Source organism: Cellulomonas sp. zg-ZUI22 (assembly GCF_017353535.1).
GTDB lineage: Bacteria > Actinomycetota > Actinomycetes > Actinomycetales > Cellulomonadaceae > Cellulomonas > Cellulomonas wangleii.
This window is the reverse complement of record NZ_JAFMUZ010000001.1, coordinates 1,299,951-1,315,029: the sequence shown is the minus strand read 5'-3', so window position 1 is coordinate 1,315,029 and position 15,079 is coordinate 1,299,951. Positions and strand designations below refer to the sequence as shown.

Annotated in this window: 14 protein-coding genes and 1 pseudogene; 6 read left to right on the top strand and 9 right to left on the bottom strand. The window is 77.8% G+C overall.

Translation table 11 applies throughout. From position 1 onward, the window contains the following. Positions 1–29: 29 nt before the first annotated feature. Together J1G43_RS05990 and J1G43_RS05985 are read right to left on the bottom strand one after the other, a co-directional pair. A complete protein-coding gene (locus J1G43_RS05990) occupies positions 30–1,979 on the bottom strand; it encodes a carboxyltransferase domain-containing protein (protein ID WP_207378148.1) in 1,950 nt (649 codons plus the stop codon). Continuing rightward, positions 1,976–2,995: a 5-oxoprolinase subunit PxpA gene (locus J1G43_RS05985; RefSeq protein ID WP_307859493.1), complete on the bottom strand. Its 1,020-nt coding sequence runs from the start codon at positions 2,993–2,995 to the stop codon at positions 1,976–1,978. The genes J1G43_RS05990 and J1G43_RS05985 overlap by 4 nt, the downstream gene beginning before the upstream one ends. A gap of 171 nt (positions 2,996–3,166) precedes the next feature. On the opposite strand from J1G43_RS05985, the gene J1G43_RS05980 reads away from it, so the two are divergent. Next, a complete protein-coding gene (locus tag J1G43_RS05980) occupies positions 3,167–5,755 on the top strand; it encodes a DEAD/DEAH box helicase (RefSeq protein ID WP_207378147.1) in 2,589 nt (862 codons plus the stop codon). Positions 5,756–5,797: 42 nt separating this feature from the next. Here the strand turns inward: J1G43_RS05980 and J1G43_RS19780 are convergent. From J1G43_RS19780 to J1G43_RS05945, 7 genes and pseudogenes are all read right to left on the bottom strand, one after another. Further along, positions 5,798–6,127: pseudogene (locus J1G43_RS19780) on the bottom strand (Rv3654c family TadE-like protein); the annotation flags it as partial. Next, on the bottom strand, positions 6,124–6,504 hold the full coding sequence (locus J1G43_RS05970; RefSeq protein ID WP_207339159.1) for a TadE family type IV pilus minor pilin: 381 nt from the start codon (positions 6,502–6,504) through the stop codon (positions 6,124–6,126). The gene J1G43_RS05970 and the pseudogene J1G43_RS19780, both read right to left, overlap by 4 nt. Beyond that, complete coding sequence (locus J1G43_RS18955) at positions 6,501–6,677, bottom strand: DUF4244 domain-containing protein (protein WP_307859492.1); 177 nt, start codon at positions 6,675–6,677, stop codon at positions 6,501–6,503. Before J1G43_RS18955 ends, J1G43_RS05970 begins: the two co-directional genes overlap by 4 nt. A 285-nt stretch (positions 6,678–6,962) precedes the next feature. Beyond that, positions 6,963–7,607 carry a type II secretion system F family protein gene (locus J1G43_RS05960; RefSeq protein ID WP_307859491.1) on the bottom strand — a complete coding sequence of 215 codons (645 nt, stop codon included), beginning with the start codon at positions 7,605–7,607 and terminating at the stop codon, positions 6,963–6,965. After that, positions 7,604–8,275 carry a type II secretion system F family protein gene (locus J1G43_RS05955; protein WP_207378146.1) on the bottom strand — a complete coding sequence of 224 codons (672 nt, stop codon included), beginning with the start codon at positions 8,273–8,275 and terminating at the stop codon, positions 7,604–7,606. Before J1G43_RS05955 ends, J1G43_RS05960 begins: the two co-directional genes overlap by 4 nt. 52 nt (positions 8,276–8,327) lie before the next feature. Further along, the gene (locus tag J1G43_RS05950; RefSeq protein WP_207339162.1) at positions 8,328–9,569 is read right to left on the bottom strand and encodes a TadA family conjugal transfer-associated ATPase; all 1,242 of its coding nucleotides are present in this window, start codon (positions 9,567–9,569) and stop codon (positions 8,328–8,330) included. Beyond that, positions 9,566–10,207, bottom strand: a complete 642-nt coding sequence (locus J1G43_RS05945) for a pilus assembly protein FlpE (RefSeq protein WP_307859490.1) — start codon at positions 10,205–10,207, stop codon at positions 9,566–9,568. The genes J1G43_RS05950 and J1G43_RS05945 overlap by 4 nt, the downstream gene beginning before the upstream one ends. Before the next feature lie 231 nt (positions 10,208–10,438). Between J1G43_RS05945 and J1G43_RS05940 the strand changes: the two genes are divergently transcribed. The 5 genes from J1G43_RS05940 (at position 10,439) to pucL (ending at position 15,035) form a co-directional block, all read left to right on the top strand. Further along, the gene (locus J1G43_RS05940) at positions 10,439–11,554 is read left to right on the top strand and encodes an acetamidase/formamidase family protein (protein WP_207378145.1); all 1,116 of its coding nucleotides are present in this window, start codon (positions 10,439–10,441) and stop codon (positions 11,552–11,554) included. Beyond that, on the top strand, positions 11,551–13,098 hold the full coding sequence (locus J1G43_RS05935; protein WP_207378144.1) for an AtzH-like domain-containing protein: 1,548 nt from the start codon (positions 11,551–11,553) through the stop codon (positions 13,096–13,098). The genes J1G43_RS05940 and J1G43_RS05935 overlap by 4 nt, the downstream gene beginning before the upstream one ends. 106 nt (positions 13,099–13,204) lie before the next feature. Next, positions 13,205–13,813 carry a 2-oxo-4-hydroxy-4-carboxy-5-ureidoimidazoline decarboxylase gene (gene uraD, locus J1G43_RS05930; RefSeq protein WP_207378143.1) on the top strand — a complete coding sequence of 203 codons (609 nt, stop codon included), beginning with the start codon at positions 13,205–13,207 and terminating at the stop codon, positions 13,811–13,813. Beyond that, positions 13,810–14,130 carry a hydroxyisourate hydrolase gene (gene uraH / locus J1G43_RS05925; protein WP_207378142.1) on the top strand — a complete coding sequence of 107 codons (321 nt, stop codon included), beginning with the start codon at positions 13,810–13,812 and terminating at the stop codon, positions 14,128–14,130. The genes uraD and uraH overlap by 4 nt, the downstream gene beginning before the upstream one ends. 2 nt (positions 14,131–14,132) lie before the next feature. Then, on the top strand, positions 14,133–15,035 hold the full coding sequence (gene pucL, locus J1G43_RS05920) for a factor-independent urate hydroxylase (protein ID WP_207339167.1): 903 nt from the start codon (positions 14,133–14,135) through the stop codon (positions 15,033–15,035). Positions 15,036–15,079: the final 44 nt, after the last annotated feature.

The window sequence follows — 15,079 nt, the reverse complement described above, 5'->3', positions numbered from 1 at the left end:
CGCGAGCGGTCCGGCGACGTCGTCGCTGGTCACGAGGGATGGATCGGCGGGACGTCAGTTCTGGTCAGGCGCACGCGCTGCCCGGGGCGCAGCTGTGCCGCGCGCGCCCGGCCCTCGCGCGTCAGCACGGCGACCACCGGGTAGCCACCGGTCACGGGGTGGTCCGCGCCGAACACCACCGGCTGACCGTCGGGCGGCACTTGGACCGCCCCGGCGACCAGGCCCTCGGACGGCAGCTCCCCGAGCGCCCGGCGCATCAGCGGCGCGCCCGCCAGCCGCACGGCGACCCGGTTGCTCGCGGGCGACACGTCCCAGACCGTCGCCCACAGGGCCGCGCGGCCGCGGGCGTCGAGGTGGTCCAGCCGAGGACCGTCCGACGCCGGGAGCAGGACGTGGCCGGGGACCTCGACATCAGGGCCCGCGACGCCCGGGACCGCGACGCCCGGGATCGCGACACCGTGGACCTCGACACCGTGGACCTCGACGGCAGGGACGGGACCGTCCGGCAGCGCCGGCTCCGGCAGGCCGTCGACGTCGTCCCCCAGCGGCAGCACGTCCCCCTGTCGCACCGCCGCCGGCCCGAGCCCCGACAGGACGTCGGCGGAGCGCGACCCGAGCACGCTCGGCACGGCGAGGCCCCCACGCACCGCCACCCAGGTGCGCAGGCCCTCCGGCGGCGACCCGAGCCGCAGCACGGCACCCGCGGGGGCGCGGATCGCAGCACCGTGCGGCACCGCCGCACCGTCGAGGTCCGCGGCCACCGGCGCACCGGTCAGGGCGAGGGCCGTGGTCGCCGTGCACCGCAGCACCAGGCCGCCCAGCACGACCTCGAGCCCCGCCGCGGAGGGCCGGTTGCCGACGAGCCGGTTCGCACGCCGCAGCGCGTCCGGGTCGGCGGCGCCGGAGCGCGGCACCCCGACCGCCGCCAGGCCCGGTCTGCCGAGGTCCTGCAGCAACAGCAGCGGCCCGGTGGCGAGCACCGTCACCGCCCGCGCGCCCGCGTGCGGGGCGACGGGTGGGGACGGGGCGACGGGTGAGGGCGGGGCGACGGGTGGGGACGGGGCGACGGGTGAGGGCGGGGCGACGGGTGGGGACGGGGCGACGGGTGAGGGCGGGGCGACGGGGCTGTCCGGGGCGACTTGGCTGTCCGGGTCGATGGGGCTGCCCGGGGCGACGGTGTTGTCCGGGGCGACGGTGCTGTCCTGTGCGACGGTGCGGCCCGGGGCGTGTGGTGCGGCCGACGGTGGCGCTGCGCGTGGCGCCGCGACCGCCCGCGGGACGGCCGGCGCGGGCACGAACCGCACGACGTCACCCGGCCTCAGCAGGGCCGCCGCGTCCCGCCCGCGGCCGACGTCGAACATCGCGACGGACGTCGTGCCCAGCAGCTGCCAGCCGCCGGGTGACGCCGCCGGGTAGACCGCGGTGTAGTCGCCCGCGAGGGCGACCGCGCCCGCCGGCACGCGGGTGCGGGGCGTCGCGAGCCGTGGGACGTGCAACCGCGGGTCGACACCCACCACGTACGCGAACCCGGGGGCGAACCCGCCGAACGCGACGCGGTACCCGCCGGGACCGCCTGCGAGGTGCCGCGCCACCACCTCCTCGACGGACAGGCCCGTCGCACGGGCGACCTGCGCCAGGTCGGGCCCGTCGTAGACGACCGGGATGTCGACGACCCGACCGGTCGGCCGGTCGCCCGCGGCGGGTCCGTCGGCGGCAGGTCCGGCGACGGCGGCGCGGGTCACGGCCGCCAGCCACACCGCGCGACGCCGCACGTCCCCACGCACGAGGACCGTGCGCGCCGCGGGCACGACGTCGACCACGCCGGGCGGAGGGTCGGTCCGGAGCACGTCCGCGAGGGCGGACACCCCGTCGAGGTCCGCGAGCTCGACGAGGACCGCGTCCTCACCGCACGGCAGGACCCGGGGCGTGCGGCCTCTCGCGTCCGTCCCGGGCGCGTCCGTCCCGGCGGCACCGCTCACCGAGCTGGTCCCTCGCCGCGCGCTCCATCACGCGGCGCCCGAGCCTCGCCGGGTCGGTCCGTCGCGGCATCGCCCGCGTCCAGCACGGCGTCGCGCGGGTCGGGCGCCGGGAGGTCGTCGGGACGTACGCGGGGCGCCGGGAGGTCGTCGGGGCGCACGCGGGGCGCGGCGACGTCGTCAGGGCGCACCCGCTGCGCACCGCCGGTGCGGGGTTGCGCCGCGCCGCCCGGCAGCAGCGGCACCTCGCCCGCCGTGCGGAACGGCCGGACCTCGACGCCCGCGGCGTCCAGCGCGGCGCGCACGGCGGTCGCTATGGCCACGGCCCCGGGGGTGTCGGAGTGCAGGCAGAGCGACAGCGCGTCGACCCGGACGACCGTGCCGTCGACGGCCGTGACGGTCCCGTGCACCGCCATCTGCACGGCGCGGGCGGCAGCCGCCTGAGGGTCCGTGACCAGGGCACCGGGCCGGTCACGCGGGACCAGCGTGCCGTCGGGCGCGTAGCCGCGGTCGACGAAGGCCTCGGCGACGATGCGCAGGCCGGCGGCCCGGGCCACCGCGAGCACGCGGGACCCCGGCAGACCCAGCACGGCCAGTGCGGGGTCGACCGCGAGGACCGCCTCGACGACGGCGCGGGCCTGCACCTCGTCGTGCACCACCGCGTTGTAGAGCGCGCCGTGCGGCTTGACGTGCGTCACGCGTGCACCGACCGACCGGGCCACCGCAGCGAGCGCGCCGAGCTGGTGCGCGACCTGGGCGCGCAGCAGCTCGGGTCGGACGTCGAGACGCCGTCGGCCGAACCCCTCGCGGTCGTCGTACGACGGGTGCGCCCCCACGGCGACACCGCGCTGAAGCGCCGCCGCGCAGGTCGCGGCCATCGTCGCGGAGTCACCGCCGTGGAACCCCGCGGCGACGTTCGCGCTCGAGACGAGGGTCAGCAGCGCGTCGTCCGCCGACGGCTCGAGACGCCACGGGCCGTCCCCCTCGCCGAGGTCCGCGTTCAGGTCGATGACACGCACCCCGCGATCCTCCCCCACCTGGCCTCCGACGACGCCCCACCCCACCGGCGGGTGCGCCATCCAGCCGTCACATGCCAGGTCAGGAGGGGCGCGGGCCGGGCCGCACTCTCTCGGGGGACGCGGGTGCGAGGGCGCTGCCGGTGCGGGCGAGGGTGGTGGGAGGATCGGGGGGTGGGGCCGGGCGAGCTGTTCGACGTGCTGCTCGCCGGTGGCCGGCGGGCGGACCGAGCGACCCACGTGCGGCACCTCCCGGCCCGGGAGGGCCGCCGCGCGGACTGGCCCGACTGGGCGGACCCGGACCTGGTGCGTGGCTACCGGGCCCTCGGTGTCGAGCGGCCGTGGGAGCACCAGGTCGACGCGGCGGACGCGGCGTGGTCGGGGCGTCACACGGTCCTGGCGACGTCGACCGGGTCGGGCAAGTCGCTCGCCTTCTGGTTGCCGGGGCTGTCGGCCGTGCGTCGCGGGGCCGCCGGGACGCTCCTCGACCCGGGGCGCATCGAGACGGTCCGTCGCCGACCCACCGTGCTCTACCTCAGCCCCACCAAGGCTCTCGCGGCCGACCAGCTCGCGGGTCTGGAGCGGCTGCTCACCGCTGCCGGGACGCGGGACGTGCGCGTCGCGACGTGCGACGGCGACACGTCGCGCGACGAGCGGCGCTGGGTGCGGGAGCACGCGGACGTCGTCCTCACCAACCCGGACTTCCTGCACTTCGCGATGCTCCCTGCGCACTCGCAGTGGTCGCGCCTGCTGTCGTCGCTCGCGTACGTGGTGGTCGACGAGTGCCACGCGTTCCGTGGTGTGTTCGGTGCGCACGTGGCGCTCGTGCTGCGGCGGCTGCGGCGGCTCGCCGCGGCGTACGGCGCGGCGCCGGTGATGGTCCTCGCGTCGGCGACGACGTCCGACCCCGCCGCGAGCGCCGCACGACTCCTGGGCGTGGCCGCGCAGGACGTCCACGCCGTCACGGTCGACACGTCGCCGGCGGGCCGCAAGACGTTCGTGCTGTGGCAGCCGCCGGAGCTCCCGGGCGGCGGCGGGCCGTGGGCGTCGCTGCTGCCCGACGAGGACCCCTGGGCGACGGTCGTCCCCGTGCCACGGCGCGACCTGCACGCGGCAGACCCCGGGGACGACGACGCCACGGATGACGTCCCGACGTCCGGCGGCGCGACCCCGCCGGACGTCACCGCGGCGCAACCGGCCGCGCCCGAGGCGGGCGAGGGCTCGGGGCCGTTGGGCACCGGTGAGGACCTCGTCGCGCTGCCGCAGGACAACCCGCGGCGGACGGCCACCGCCGAGGTGGCGGACCTGCTCGCCGACCTGGTCGCGGCGGGCGCCCGAGTGCTGGCGTTCACGCGGTCGCGGCGCGGTGCGGAGTCGGTGGCCGCGGCGACCCGCGACCACCTGGCTGCCGTCGACCCGACCCTGCCGTCGTTGGTGTCGTCGTACCGCGGCGGCTACCTGCCGGAGGAGCGCCGCGCCCTCGAGCGGGCCATCCGGGCGGGTCATCTCCGGGCGCTGGCGACCACCAACGCCCTCGAGCTCGGTGTCGACATCTCCGGTCTCGACGCCGTGCTGATCGCCGGCTGGCCGGGCACGCGCGTGTCGCTGTGGCAGCAGGCGGGCCGCGCCGGCCGCGCCGGCGCCGAGGGGCTCGTCGTCCTGGTCGCCCGGGAGGACCCGCTGGACACCTACCTCGTGCACCACCCGGAGGCGGCGCTCGACGCCCCGGTCGAGGCCACCGTGTTCGACCCCGGCAACCCCTACGTCCTCGCGCCGCACCTGTGCGCCGCCGCGGCGGAGCGCCCGTTGCGCACGGAGGAGCTGGAGCTGTTCGGTGACCGCGCCCTCGGGCTGCTCACGGAGCTCACCGAGCGCGGCATCCTGCGTCGACGCGTCTCGGGGTGGTACTGGACGCACGCCGAGCCCGCCAGCCGCATGACCGACCTGCGCGGCGCGGGTGGCCAGCCGGTGCGCGTGGTGGAGACGGCGACGGGACGTCTGCTGGGTACGGTCGACGCGGCCTCGGCCGATGCCACCGTCCACCCCGGCGCGGTGTACGTGCACCTCGGGGCGACCTACGTGGTGGACGAGCTGCACCTCGACGACGGTGTCGCCCTGGCGACCCGGCGGGACGTCGACCACGGCACGTGGGCACGGTGGATCACCTCGACGGCCGTGGTCGACGTCGAGCGCGAGGTCGTCTGGGGGCCCGTCACGTGGTGCTACGGACAGGTCGACGTCACCACGCAGGTCGTGGGCTACCAGCGACGACGGATCCCGGACCTGCAGGTGCTGTCCACGCACGAGCTCGACCTGCCGGCACGGACGCTGCGGACCACGGCGGTGTGGTGGACCGCCCCACCGGAGGTCATGGCTGCCGCGGGGGTGACCCTGGAGGCCGCGCCGGGCGCGCTGCACGCCGCCGAGCACGCGTCGATCGGGCTGCTCCCCCTGCTGGCGACGTGCGACCGCTGGGACCTGGGTGGCCTGTCGACACTGGTGCACCCCGACACCGGCCACGCCACGGTGTTCGTCCACGACGGGCATCCCGGTGGGGCGGGTTTCGCGGAGCGGGGGTTCGGGCTCGGGCCGGTGTGGTTGGCCGCGACGCGTGACGCGATCGCCGCCTGCCCGTGCGCGACCGGCTGCCCGGCCTGCGTGCAGTCGCCCAAGTGCGGCAACGGCAACGAGCCGCTGGACAAGGCCGCGGCCCTCCGCCTGCTCACCACCGTGCTGTCCCACGCCGTGGGCACGCCCTCGTGACCCGCGTCGCCCGGCTGCGGTCGCCCCGCGCGGCCCGGCCCGGGCGACCTGGTGCGCGGACCCGAGCACGGCCGGTACCTGCACCTCGACGGTGACCGCACCGTGCGGTCCGACCGCGCACGCGACCATGCTCGCCCCGTTCCTGCCGGCTGCCTCCGCCGCCCGGTCGCACGCGTCGGTCCCGCCGTCCGCGAGCAGCTGCGCGCCGGCCAGCGCCGCCAGGTCCGCCCCGGCCGCTGCCCGGGCCGCCGCGACGTGGGCCGACCCCACGAGCCCGGCACCCCCGGCCAGCGCGACCGCGACGGCGACCACCGCGAGCAGGAGCACGGACCCCGAGCCCGCGTCGCGGGCGAGGGCGGCTCGCGTGCTCACGGTTCCGCCCGTGCGGTCGCGCTGGCACGCGCCTGCATCCCGCCCGGCCACCCGGTGAACGGGACACTCACGTCGACCGTCACCCACCCGTCCTCCCGAGTCAGGCCCACCCGTCCCTCACGGGCGCCGAGGACGCGGCGCGCTGCGGCACTCACCTCCGCGTCGGACTCACCGAGGGCAGCGACCCGTGCACCCGTGCGGGCGGCGTCCACGCAGGCCATCCGCGTGATCGTCGCCGCACCCGTGGCGAGGACGGCGAGCAGGACCACCGCCACGGCGACCAGACCCACGGCCAGCTCGGCGGTGACGGCGCCGCGGTCACCGCCGACGACCGCGGCACCGGCGGCCGGGCCGGCACCGCGGCGCCGCCGCGTCATCCGCCGAGCGCCTGCCGCACGATCCCCGTGAGCAGGCCCTTCACCTCGTTCCCCTTCAGCACGACCACCAGCACCCCCGCGAACCCGACGGCCGCCAGCGTCGCGATCGCGTACTCGGCGGTCGCCATGCCCGCGTCGCCCGCCCGCGCGTGCACGCCCCGCAGGCGCTCCACGGTCGACACCACCACCGAGCTCCGACCCACCGCGGCCCGTGCCCGCACCGCCGGCGCCCTGCCCGGGTGACCGGGCACCTGCCTCATCGTCCGTCCCATGCCGCACTGCTCCTTCGTCCTGGACCGGGCCCGCGACGCGGGCCGGGAGCCGGTCGGCTCCTGCGGCGAGCGTGCTCGGGCGGCACCTCACCGCGTGCGTCGACCGGGTGCACCGGTGGACGGCGCGCCACCACGGGTGGCTGTGGGTGGGTGAGCGGGGTGCGGCCCGCCCCTCCCGCCCGGCCGTCACCGACCACCGCCGAGCAGGTCACCGGCCAGGCCGACCACCACCGGGACGAGCCCGAGCAGGACGAACGCCGGCAGGAAGCACAGCCCCAGCGGCAGGGTGAGGCGCACGCCCAGCGCACCGGCGGCGACGCGCACGCGCGCACGGCGCTCACGTCGCAGGCGGGCGGCCGCGGCCCGCAGCTGCGGCCCGGGCGACGCACCCACCCCGCGGCCCGCGTCGAGCGCCCTTCCGAGCGCCGCGACGGACGGCGGCACCCCCGCCCACGCGGACTGCCAGGACGCCCCGAGTCCGAGCGCGGTCCCCACGTGCACGAGCGCCTGCCCCTCGGCGCCGGGCAGGTGGCGCCCGGTCGCCACGAGCGCGGTCGGCACGGCCGCACCGCCCCGCACGGCGGCGGCGCACAGGTTGAGGACGAACGCCGGGTCGAGGACGTCCGCGTCGAGCCGGCCGACGCGGCGACGGTGCACGCGACCGGCGGGGTGGGACCGGGCACCGGCCGACCACCGCCGGGCTGCGACGTCGGCGCCCCGCCACGCCGCGGCCCCGCCCGCGACCCGGCGCGGCGCACGCGCGACGACCCACGGCGACCCCGCCAGCAGCACGGCGACCGCGACGACCAGCCCGACCATGGGCGGGCTCACGATGCACCCGCCCGACGCACGAGGGCGGCGACCCAGCCGCGCCCCGCGGCGAGCAGCAGCACGCCGGTCACCGCCAGCCCGCTGCCCAGCCGGCCGTCCAGCAGGACCCGCCACGGCTGCGCGCCCATGGCCGTCCCGACCACCAGGCCGATCACCGGGAGCAGGGTGAGCACCCGGGCGGTGGCACGCGGGCCGGCGAGGGCGGCCTCCAGGTCGCCGGCGAGCTCCGCGTCCGCGGCCACCGCGTCGGCGAGGTCCGCCAGCACGTCGGCCAGCGGCGCGCCGGTCTCGGACGCGACACGGGCCCCGGCGACGACGGCGCGAGCGCGCGATCGCTCCCCGCGCGCACCGGTCGACCCGATCAGCACGTCGACGTCGGGAACCTGCCCGTCGACCGCCGTGCCCAGCACGTGCGCCCAGGCGGCAGAGGGCGGGGCACCGGCACGGAGCTGTGCCGCGACGGCGTGCAGGAGCCCGGCCAGGTCGGTGTCGGGCCCGGACGGTGCGCCGCGTCGGCGCCACGGCCCCCACCCGCCCCGCAGCCGTGCCGTCAGCCGGCCCCGCGGACCGCGGGCACGACCTCGGCGCGCCTCGGGCGGGCGCCGCACGGGCGGGCCCCCCGCGGCGACGACCGCGAGCGCCACGAGCACGGCGACGAGGCCGCTCACGGGCCGGCACCGACGCGGTCGGCACGGACCGCCGGTGTGCCGAGGCACGCCCTCACGGCTCGGACCCGATCCGCTCGGACAGACGCCGCGCGCCCGGGCCCGTCCGGGTGGTCCCGTCCTCCCCCACCACGACGGCCGGTGTGACGCGCAGCCCGCCGTCCGTCCCGCGGTCGACCACCGCCACCTCCGCGAGGTACCGGCGCCCGGCGTCCGCCCCGCGCCGGACGCGTCGCACGTGGAGCACCGCGTCGACCGCGCTGGCGGCCTGCGCGGCCACCGCCGCACGGTCGAGGCCCGCGAGCGCCGCCAGCGCCTCGAGCCGCGCGGGGACGTCCGCCGCGGTGTTGGCGTGCAGCGTGGCGCAGCCTCCCTCGTGGCCGGTGTTGAGCGCGGCGAGGACCTCGCGCACCTCCGCGCCCCGGCACTCGCCCAGCACGATGCGGTCCGGCCGCATGCGCAGCGCCTGTCGCACGAGGTCCGCAAGGCCGACCCCGCCGGCACCGTCGACGTTCGCCGGCCTGCTCGTGAGGCGGACGACGTGCGGGTGGTCGGCGACCAGCTCACCCGCCTCCTCGACCAGCACGATGCGCTCGTCGTGCGGCACCAGGGACAGCAGCGCGGCGAGCAGCGTCGTCTTGCCCGCGCCGGTGGCGCCGGACACGAGCACGTTGCTGCGGGACCGGACCAGCCCTTCGAGCAACGGCACGAGCGGTGGCACGACGGCCCGCGCCGCCACCAGGTCCGGGAGCGTGAAGCCACGCGGCCGCACGACACGCAGGCTCAGCACCGTGCACGCCTCGGCCAGCGGCGGCAGCACCGCGTGCAGCCGGGTGCCGTCGGGCAGCCGGGCGTCGACGGTCGGCGCCGCGTCGTCGAGGCGGCGCCCCGCGGCGGCCGCGAGGCGCACGGCCAACTCCCGGACGTCTGCCGGCGTGCCCAGGTCGACCGGGACGCGCACCAGCGCCCCGGCGCGCTCCACCCACACCTCCTGCGGCGCGTTGACCAGCACGTCGGTGACGAGAGGGTCGTCGAGCCAGGGCTGCAGCGCACCGGCACCGACCAGCTCGTCGGCCACCGCGCGGACCGTCTCCGCGAGCGGCACCGGCCCCAGGAGCGTGCCGTGGGCCCGCAGCGCCTCGTCCACCAGCACCGCGAGGTCCGCGGATCCCGCCGGACGTACCCGCAGGTCGGCGCGGACCCGGTCCAGGACGGCGACGGGCGGGGCACGCCGTGCGGGTGCGCTGCTCCGGGCAGCCGTCGCACCCGCCCCGCGCCCGCTCGGCACCACGCTCATGCGGTGAGCCCGAGCCGACGGACCACGGTGTCGGCGGTCCGCGCGGCGCGACCGCGGCCACCGGGCCCGACTCGCTCGGCCCGCGCCGCGAGGGCACGGTCCGCGCGCCCCAGGTGCCAGACCTCCAACCCGCTCGCCTCGGCCAGGTCCGCGGCACCCAGGCCCGCCGCCCCCTGGACGACGAGCCCGCACCGGGTCCCCGCCGCGTGCAGCCGCGGGCGCAGCGCGAGCGTGCCCGCGACGCTGCGCAGGTCGGGGCGTGCGACCACGACCACCGCGTCGCACGCGGCGAGCGGCGCGTCCCCGTCCACGACGCCCGCGCGGTCGAGGTCGAGCACGAGCGCCCCGACCTCGCACGCGAGCGCGTGCAGGACGTCGAGCCGAACCCCCGCGTCGACGGGTGCCGACCGCGTCCGGTCGCCTGACAGCACGGCGCACGCGCCCCAGCGGGGCAGCAGCGCGACGACGTCGACGCCGACCACGACGTCGAGACCGCCGCCGCCCCGGTCGAGGTCCACGAGCACCGTCGACGTGCTCCGTGACAGCCGCCGCGCGAGCAGCGCCGCGTGCGTCGACGCCCCGACCCCGCCGGCCGCGCCGACCACCCCCACCACCGTCGCCGTGCGTACCCGTTCCACCGTGCCTCCCTCCGCCACCGGTCCCAGGTCGGGCGTCCGTCGAGCCTGCTGCCCGGGGTGTGCCGGCACCGCACCCGGCGGGCACATCCGTGGACGACCCCTCCGACAGCCGGACGTGTGGTCGGGTCGACGCGGGATCAGGTGCCGCCTACCGGCCGGTCCGGGGCCCCGTCCACAGCCCTGTGGCACCGCGCAACATGCCGGACACCGACGCCGCCTACAGTCCGGCGCATGCTGCTCGACCCCGGTACCGGCCCCGTGCGCGCCGCCACCTACCTGCCGTCCACCCCCGAGAACGTGCTGTGGGGCCGGCTGCCGTGCGCGGGCGACGCCCCGGTCCTCACGGTGGACCCCGGCACCGAGGTCACGGTCGACACGCTCAGCCACGAGGGGCTGCTGGAGGACCAGGGCCGCGACCCCCGCGCGTACTTCGGCGCCCACGGGCTCACGGACGTGCTGTCCGACGCCGTCGCGCTCGCCGCGTCCGCGCACCCGCACGACCCCGTGCACGACGGCCCGCACGTCGTGACCGGGCCGATCGCCGTGCGCGGGGCGCGTCCCGGCGACGTCCTGGCCATCACGGTGCTCGAGACGCTGCCCCGCGTGCCCTACGGCGTGATCTCGAACCGGCACGGGCGCGGCGCCCTGCCGGGCGAGATGCCCGAGGGGGGCGCCGACGTCGTCAGCGTCCTCGCCCACCTGGACGCGTCCGGGACCCGCGCCGTCATGCCGCGCGCCGCCGGCAGCCCGCGCACCGTCTCGTTCCCCGTCGCCGCCTTCCCCGGCATCCTCGGGGTCGCGGTCGCGGGCGACGAGCGCCCGCACTCCGTGCCGCCCGGCGCGCACGGCGGCAACCTCGACATCAACCTCCTGCAGGCCGGTGCCACGCTGTACCTGCCGGTGCAGGTGAACGACGCCCTCGCCTACGTCGGCGACCCGCACTTCGCCCAGGGCGACGGCGAGGTCGCCCTCACGGCGCTCGAGGCCTCCCTGCGCGTCACGCTGCGGTTCGACCTGCTGCCGCGCGCGGACGCCGTCGCCGCCTTGGGCCCCCTGAGCGGTCCCCTGGTGCGCACGGCGGACCACCTGGTGCCCACCGGGCTCGACGTCGACCTGGACGAGGCGCTGCGCAAGTGCGTGCGTGCGGCGCTCGACCTCCTGCAGGCCCGGTTCGGCATGGACCGCGCCCACGCCCTGGCGTACCTGTCGGCGGCGACGGACTTCGACGTGTCGCAGGTCGTCGACCGCGTCACCGGGGTGCACGCCCGGATCCGCCTCGCGGACCTGGCGGAGCCCGCGAGCGGGGACACCCCCGAGGGCGGGCCGAGCACCGGGGTCGGCGCATGAGGACGGACCCGCCCGCCGGCCTGCTCGAGGCCTTCCGCGCCTACGAGCGGGCGTTGGGCACCGACGACCTCGACGCCCTCGACCGGCTCTTCGCGCCCGGCCCGGACACGCTGCGCGGCGACCCGACGGGGCTCCTGGTGGGGCACGACAGCATCGCGGCCTTCCGCGGGGCACGCGGCGGCGCCCCGGCGCGCCGCCTGGTGGAGGTGCACGTGCGCACCGTGGACGACGAGCACGCCCTCGTCGTCGCCGTCACCGAGCTGCTGCGTGGCGGGCGCGGTCAGCAGACCCAGCTGTGGGAGCGGGGACCCACCGGCTGGGTGGTCGTCGCCGCGCACGTGCACACGTCCGCGGCGGCTGCCGACACCCGCGTGTGGCGCGTCCTGGGCGACCCGCTGGTCGCGGGAGCCGCGGTCGGCCCCCTGGCGAGGCGGGCGGTCGCGGTGAAGGACCTGTTCGCGGTCGCAGGTCAGCGCGTCGGAGCCGGCAACCCGGAGTGGTTGGCCGACGCGGACGTCGAGGGGTCGCACGCGACGGCGGTCGCACGCCTGCTCGCCGCCGGTGCGGACGTGCGCGGCGTGGCCCGCACCGACGAGCTGGCCTACTCGCTCGCGGGCACGAACGCGCACTCGGGCACACCGCCCAACCCCCGGGCGCCGGGCCGGGTGCCGGGGGGCTCGTCGTCGGGCTCCGGCGCCGCCGTCGCGCTCGGGCAGGCGGACATCGGCCTGGGGACCGACACCGGCGGGTCGATCCGTGTGCCCGCGTCGTACCAGGGCCTGTTCGGGGTGCGGACGACGCACGGCGCCGTCACCACGACGGGTTTGGTACCTCTCGCGCCGACGTTCGACACGGTGGGGTGGCTCACCCGCGACGCGGACCTGCTCGCCGAGGTCGGCGACGTGCTGCTGCCCACCGGGACCACGGGGACCTGGTCGGGGCGGCTCGTCGTGAGCGACGCCCTGCTCGCCGCCGCCCAGGACGACGTGGCCACGCGGGTCGCCGCGTTCGCGGACGCGGCCGGTGCCACCCCGACCGACCGGTGGGACGACGTCGACCTCGGCGCGTGGGCCGAGGTGTTCCGGGTGCTCCAGGCGTGGGAGGCCTGGCGTGCCCACGGTGACTGGGTGCGCGCGCACCCCGGTGCCCTCGGGGCGGACGTCGCCGGTCGGTTCGCCGTCGCGTCCACGGTGACGGACGCCGCGGGCCGGGCCGCGGGTGCGGCGCGCGAGTCCATCCGCGACCGGATCGTCGACCTCGTCGGTGACGACGTGCTGGTCGTCCCCGCGACGCCGTCCGTCGCGCCGCGTCCCGCCCCCGCCGAGCTCGACGCCGTGCGGGCGGCCACGCTGCGGCTGACGTGCGTCGCCGGGCTCGGCGGCCTGCCGGCGGTGGTGCTGCCCGCACGGCGAGGGACGGGACCGGGCGATCTCCCCCCGGTCGGACGGCGGGCGCCGCTGCCCGTCGGCGTGTGCCTCGTCGCGGCACCCGGACGGGACCGCGACCTGCTGGCGCTCGCCCGCGACCTCGCCGGCACCGGCTGACCCGACGGGCACCGGCACCGGCCACACGTATTCACGCTGCTGAAACAACCGTTTCCCTCGGGGACACATCCAGCGCCTACGGTCGGCGCGGGCGAGAGGACACGGGATGCTGCTGCAGGAGTTCAACGCGTTGCCGGTGGCGGACGCGCAGGCCGTCGTGGGCGCCTGCGCCGACGTGCCGTGGTGGGTGGCGACCGTCGTCGCGGCGCGTCCGTACCGATCGGTCGGCGACCTCCGGGCCCACGCCGCCGAGCAGGCACTGGCCTGGGCGCACGTCGACGTCGACGGGGCGCTGGCCGACCACCCCCGCATCGGCGAGCGGCACCGCGGCGACGGCCCGACGGCCGCGATGTCGACGCACGAGCAGTCCGGTGTGGACGCCTCCGACGCGGACGTCGCCGCGCGGCTCGCCGCCGGCAACGCCCGGTACGAGCGGCGCTTCGGGCGCGTCTACCTGGTGCGCGCCGCGGGACGCAGCAGCGCGGAGATCCTCGCGCTGCTCGAGCAGCGTCTCACGCACGACGACCTCACCGAGGCCGAGGTCACCGCGCAGCAGCTCCGCGAGATCGCCCTCCTGCGCCTGACGTCGCTCGTGACGGACGCCCCGGCGCCCCGTGCCCCGCACGACGCCCCGCCGCGCGCCACGTCCGCGGACGCCGCACGCACGGTCCCCGCCGCCCCCGCGGCCGTCCCGGCGGGGGGCCCGGTCGCATGACGACCTGCTCCACGCACGTCCTCGACGCCGTCGCCGGCCGCCCGGCCGTCGGCCTCGCCGTGACCCTGCTGGCGGGCGACGGCACGCCCCTGGAGGCGGCTCGCACCGACGCCGACGGACGGCTGCGCTGGGACACGGTCCTGGGCACCGGCCGGTACGGCCTGCGGTTCGACACGGCGGCGTGGTTCGCGACCGCCGGCGTCCCGACGGTCCACGCCGCCGTCCACCTGGAGGTGCTGGTCGACGCCGACCAGCCGCACTACCACCTGGCTCTGCTGCTGAGCCCGTTCGCCTACACCACGTACCGAGGGAGCTGACGATGGCCGTGGGAGACGTGGTCCTGGGGACCAACCAGTACGGGAAGGCCGAGGTGCGGCTCGTGCGCGTCACGCGCGACACCGCGGTGCACGAGATCGAGGACCTCACGGTCACCACGCAGCTGCGCGGCGACTTCACCGCCTGCCACACCACCGGCGACAACGCCCACGTCGTGGCCACCGACACGCAGAAGAACACCGTGTACGCGTTCGCGAAGGAGCACGGCGTCGGCTCCCCCGAGCAGTTCCTGCTGCGGCTGGGTCGGCACTTCGTCCAGGAGTTCGCGCAGGTCACCGGCGGACGGTTCGCCGCCGACGTGCACGCCTGGGACCGCATCGCTGTCGACGGTGAGCCGCACGACCACGCGTTCGTCCGCACGGGGCGCGAGACCCGGCGCACCGTCGTGCAGCTGGGCGGCGACGGGGCGCACGTCGTCTCCGGGTTCACGGGGGCCACGGTGCTCAAGACGACGGGCTCGGAGTTCTGGGGCTTCCCCCGCGACCGGTACACCACGCTCGGGGAGACGAAGGACCGCGTGCTGGCGACGTCGGTGACCGCCTGGTGGCGGTGGCGGACCGCGGACGTGGACTTCGAGACCCGCTACCCGATCGTGCGCGACCTGCTGCTCTCGACCTTCGCGCAGGTGCACTCCCTCGCGCTGCAGCACACCATCTTCGAGATGGGCCGCGCCGTCCTCGAGGCGTGCGACGACGTGGCCGAGGTGCGGCTGTCGTGCCCCAACAAGCACCACTTCCTGGTCGACCTCGAGCCGTTCGGGCTGGAGAACGACAACGAGGTGTTCTACGCCGCCGACCGCCCGTACGGACTGATCGAGGCGGCCGTGCACCGCGAGGGCGACGCCCCGGTGCCGCACGTGTGGGCCTGCGTCCCCGGGTTCGTCTGAGGGCCGCGCCGTGACGACCACCGCACCCGACGACGACACGCGTC

What these genes read in the sequence shown, in the direction of transcription:
- J1G43_RS05970 (WP_207339159.1), bottom strand. Translation starts at nt 6,504, where the DNA reads ATGACGCGGCGGCGCCGCGGTGCCGGCCCGGCCGCCGGTGCCGCGGTC.
- J1G43_RS05950 (WP_207339162.1), bottom strand. Translation starts at nt 9,569, where the DNA reads ATGAGCGTGGTGCCGAGCGGGCGCGGGGCGGGTGCGACGGCTGCCCGG.
- J1G43_RS05940 (WP_207378145.1), top strand. Translation starts at nt 10,439, where the DNA reads ATGCTGCTCGACCCCGGTACCGGCCCCGTGCGCGCCGCCACCTACCTG.
- J1G43_RS05935 (WP_207378144.1), top strand. Translation starts at nt 11,551, where the DNA reads ATGAGGACGGACCCGCCCGCCGGCCTGCTCGAGGCCTTCCGCGCCTAC.
- uraD (WP_207378143.1), top strand. Translation starts at nt 13,205, where the DNA reads ATGCTGCTGCAGGAGTTCAACGCGTTGCCGGTGGCGGACGCGCAGGCC.
- uraH (WP_207378142.1), top strand. Translation starts at nt 13,810, where the DNA reads ATGACGACCTGCTCCACGCACGTCCTCGACGCCGTCGCCGGCCGCCCG.
- pucL (WP_207339167.1), top strand. Translation starts at nt 14,133, where the DNA reads ATGGCCGTGGGAGACGTGGTCCTGGGGACCAACCAGTACGGGAAGGCC.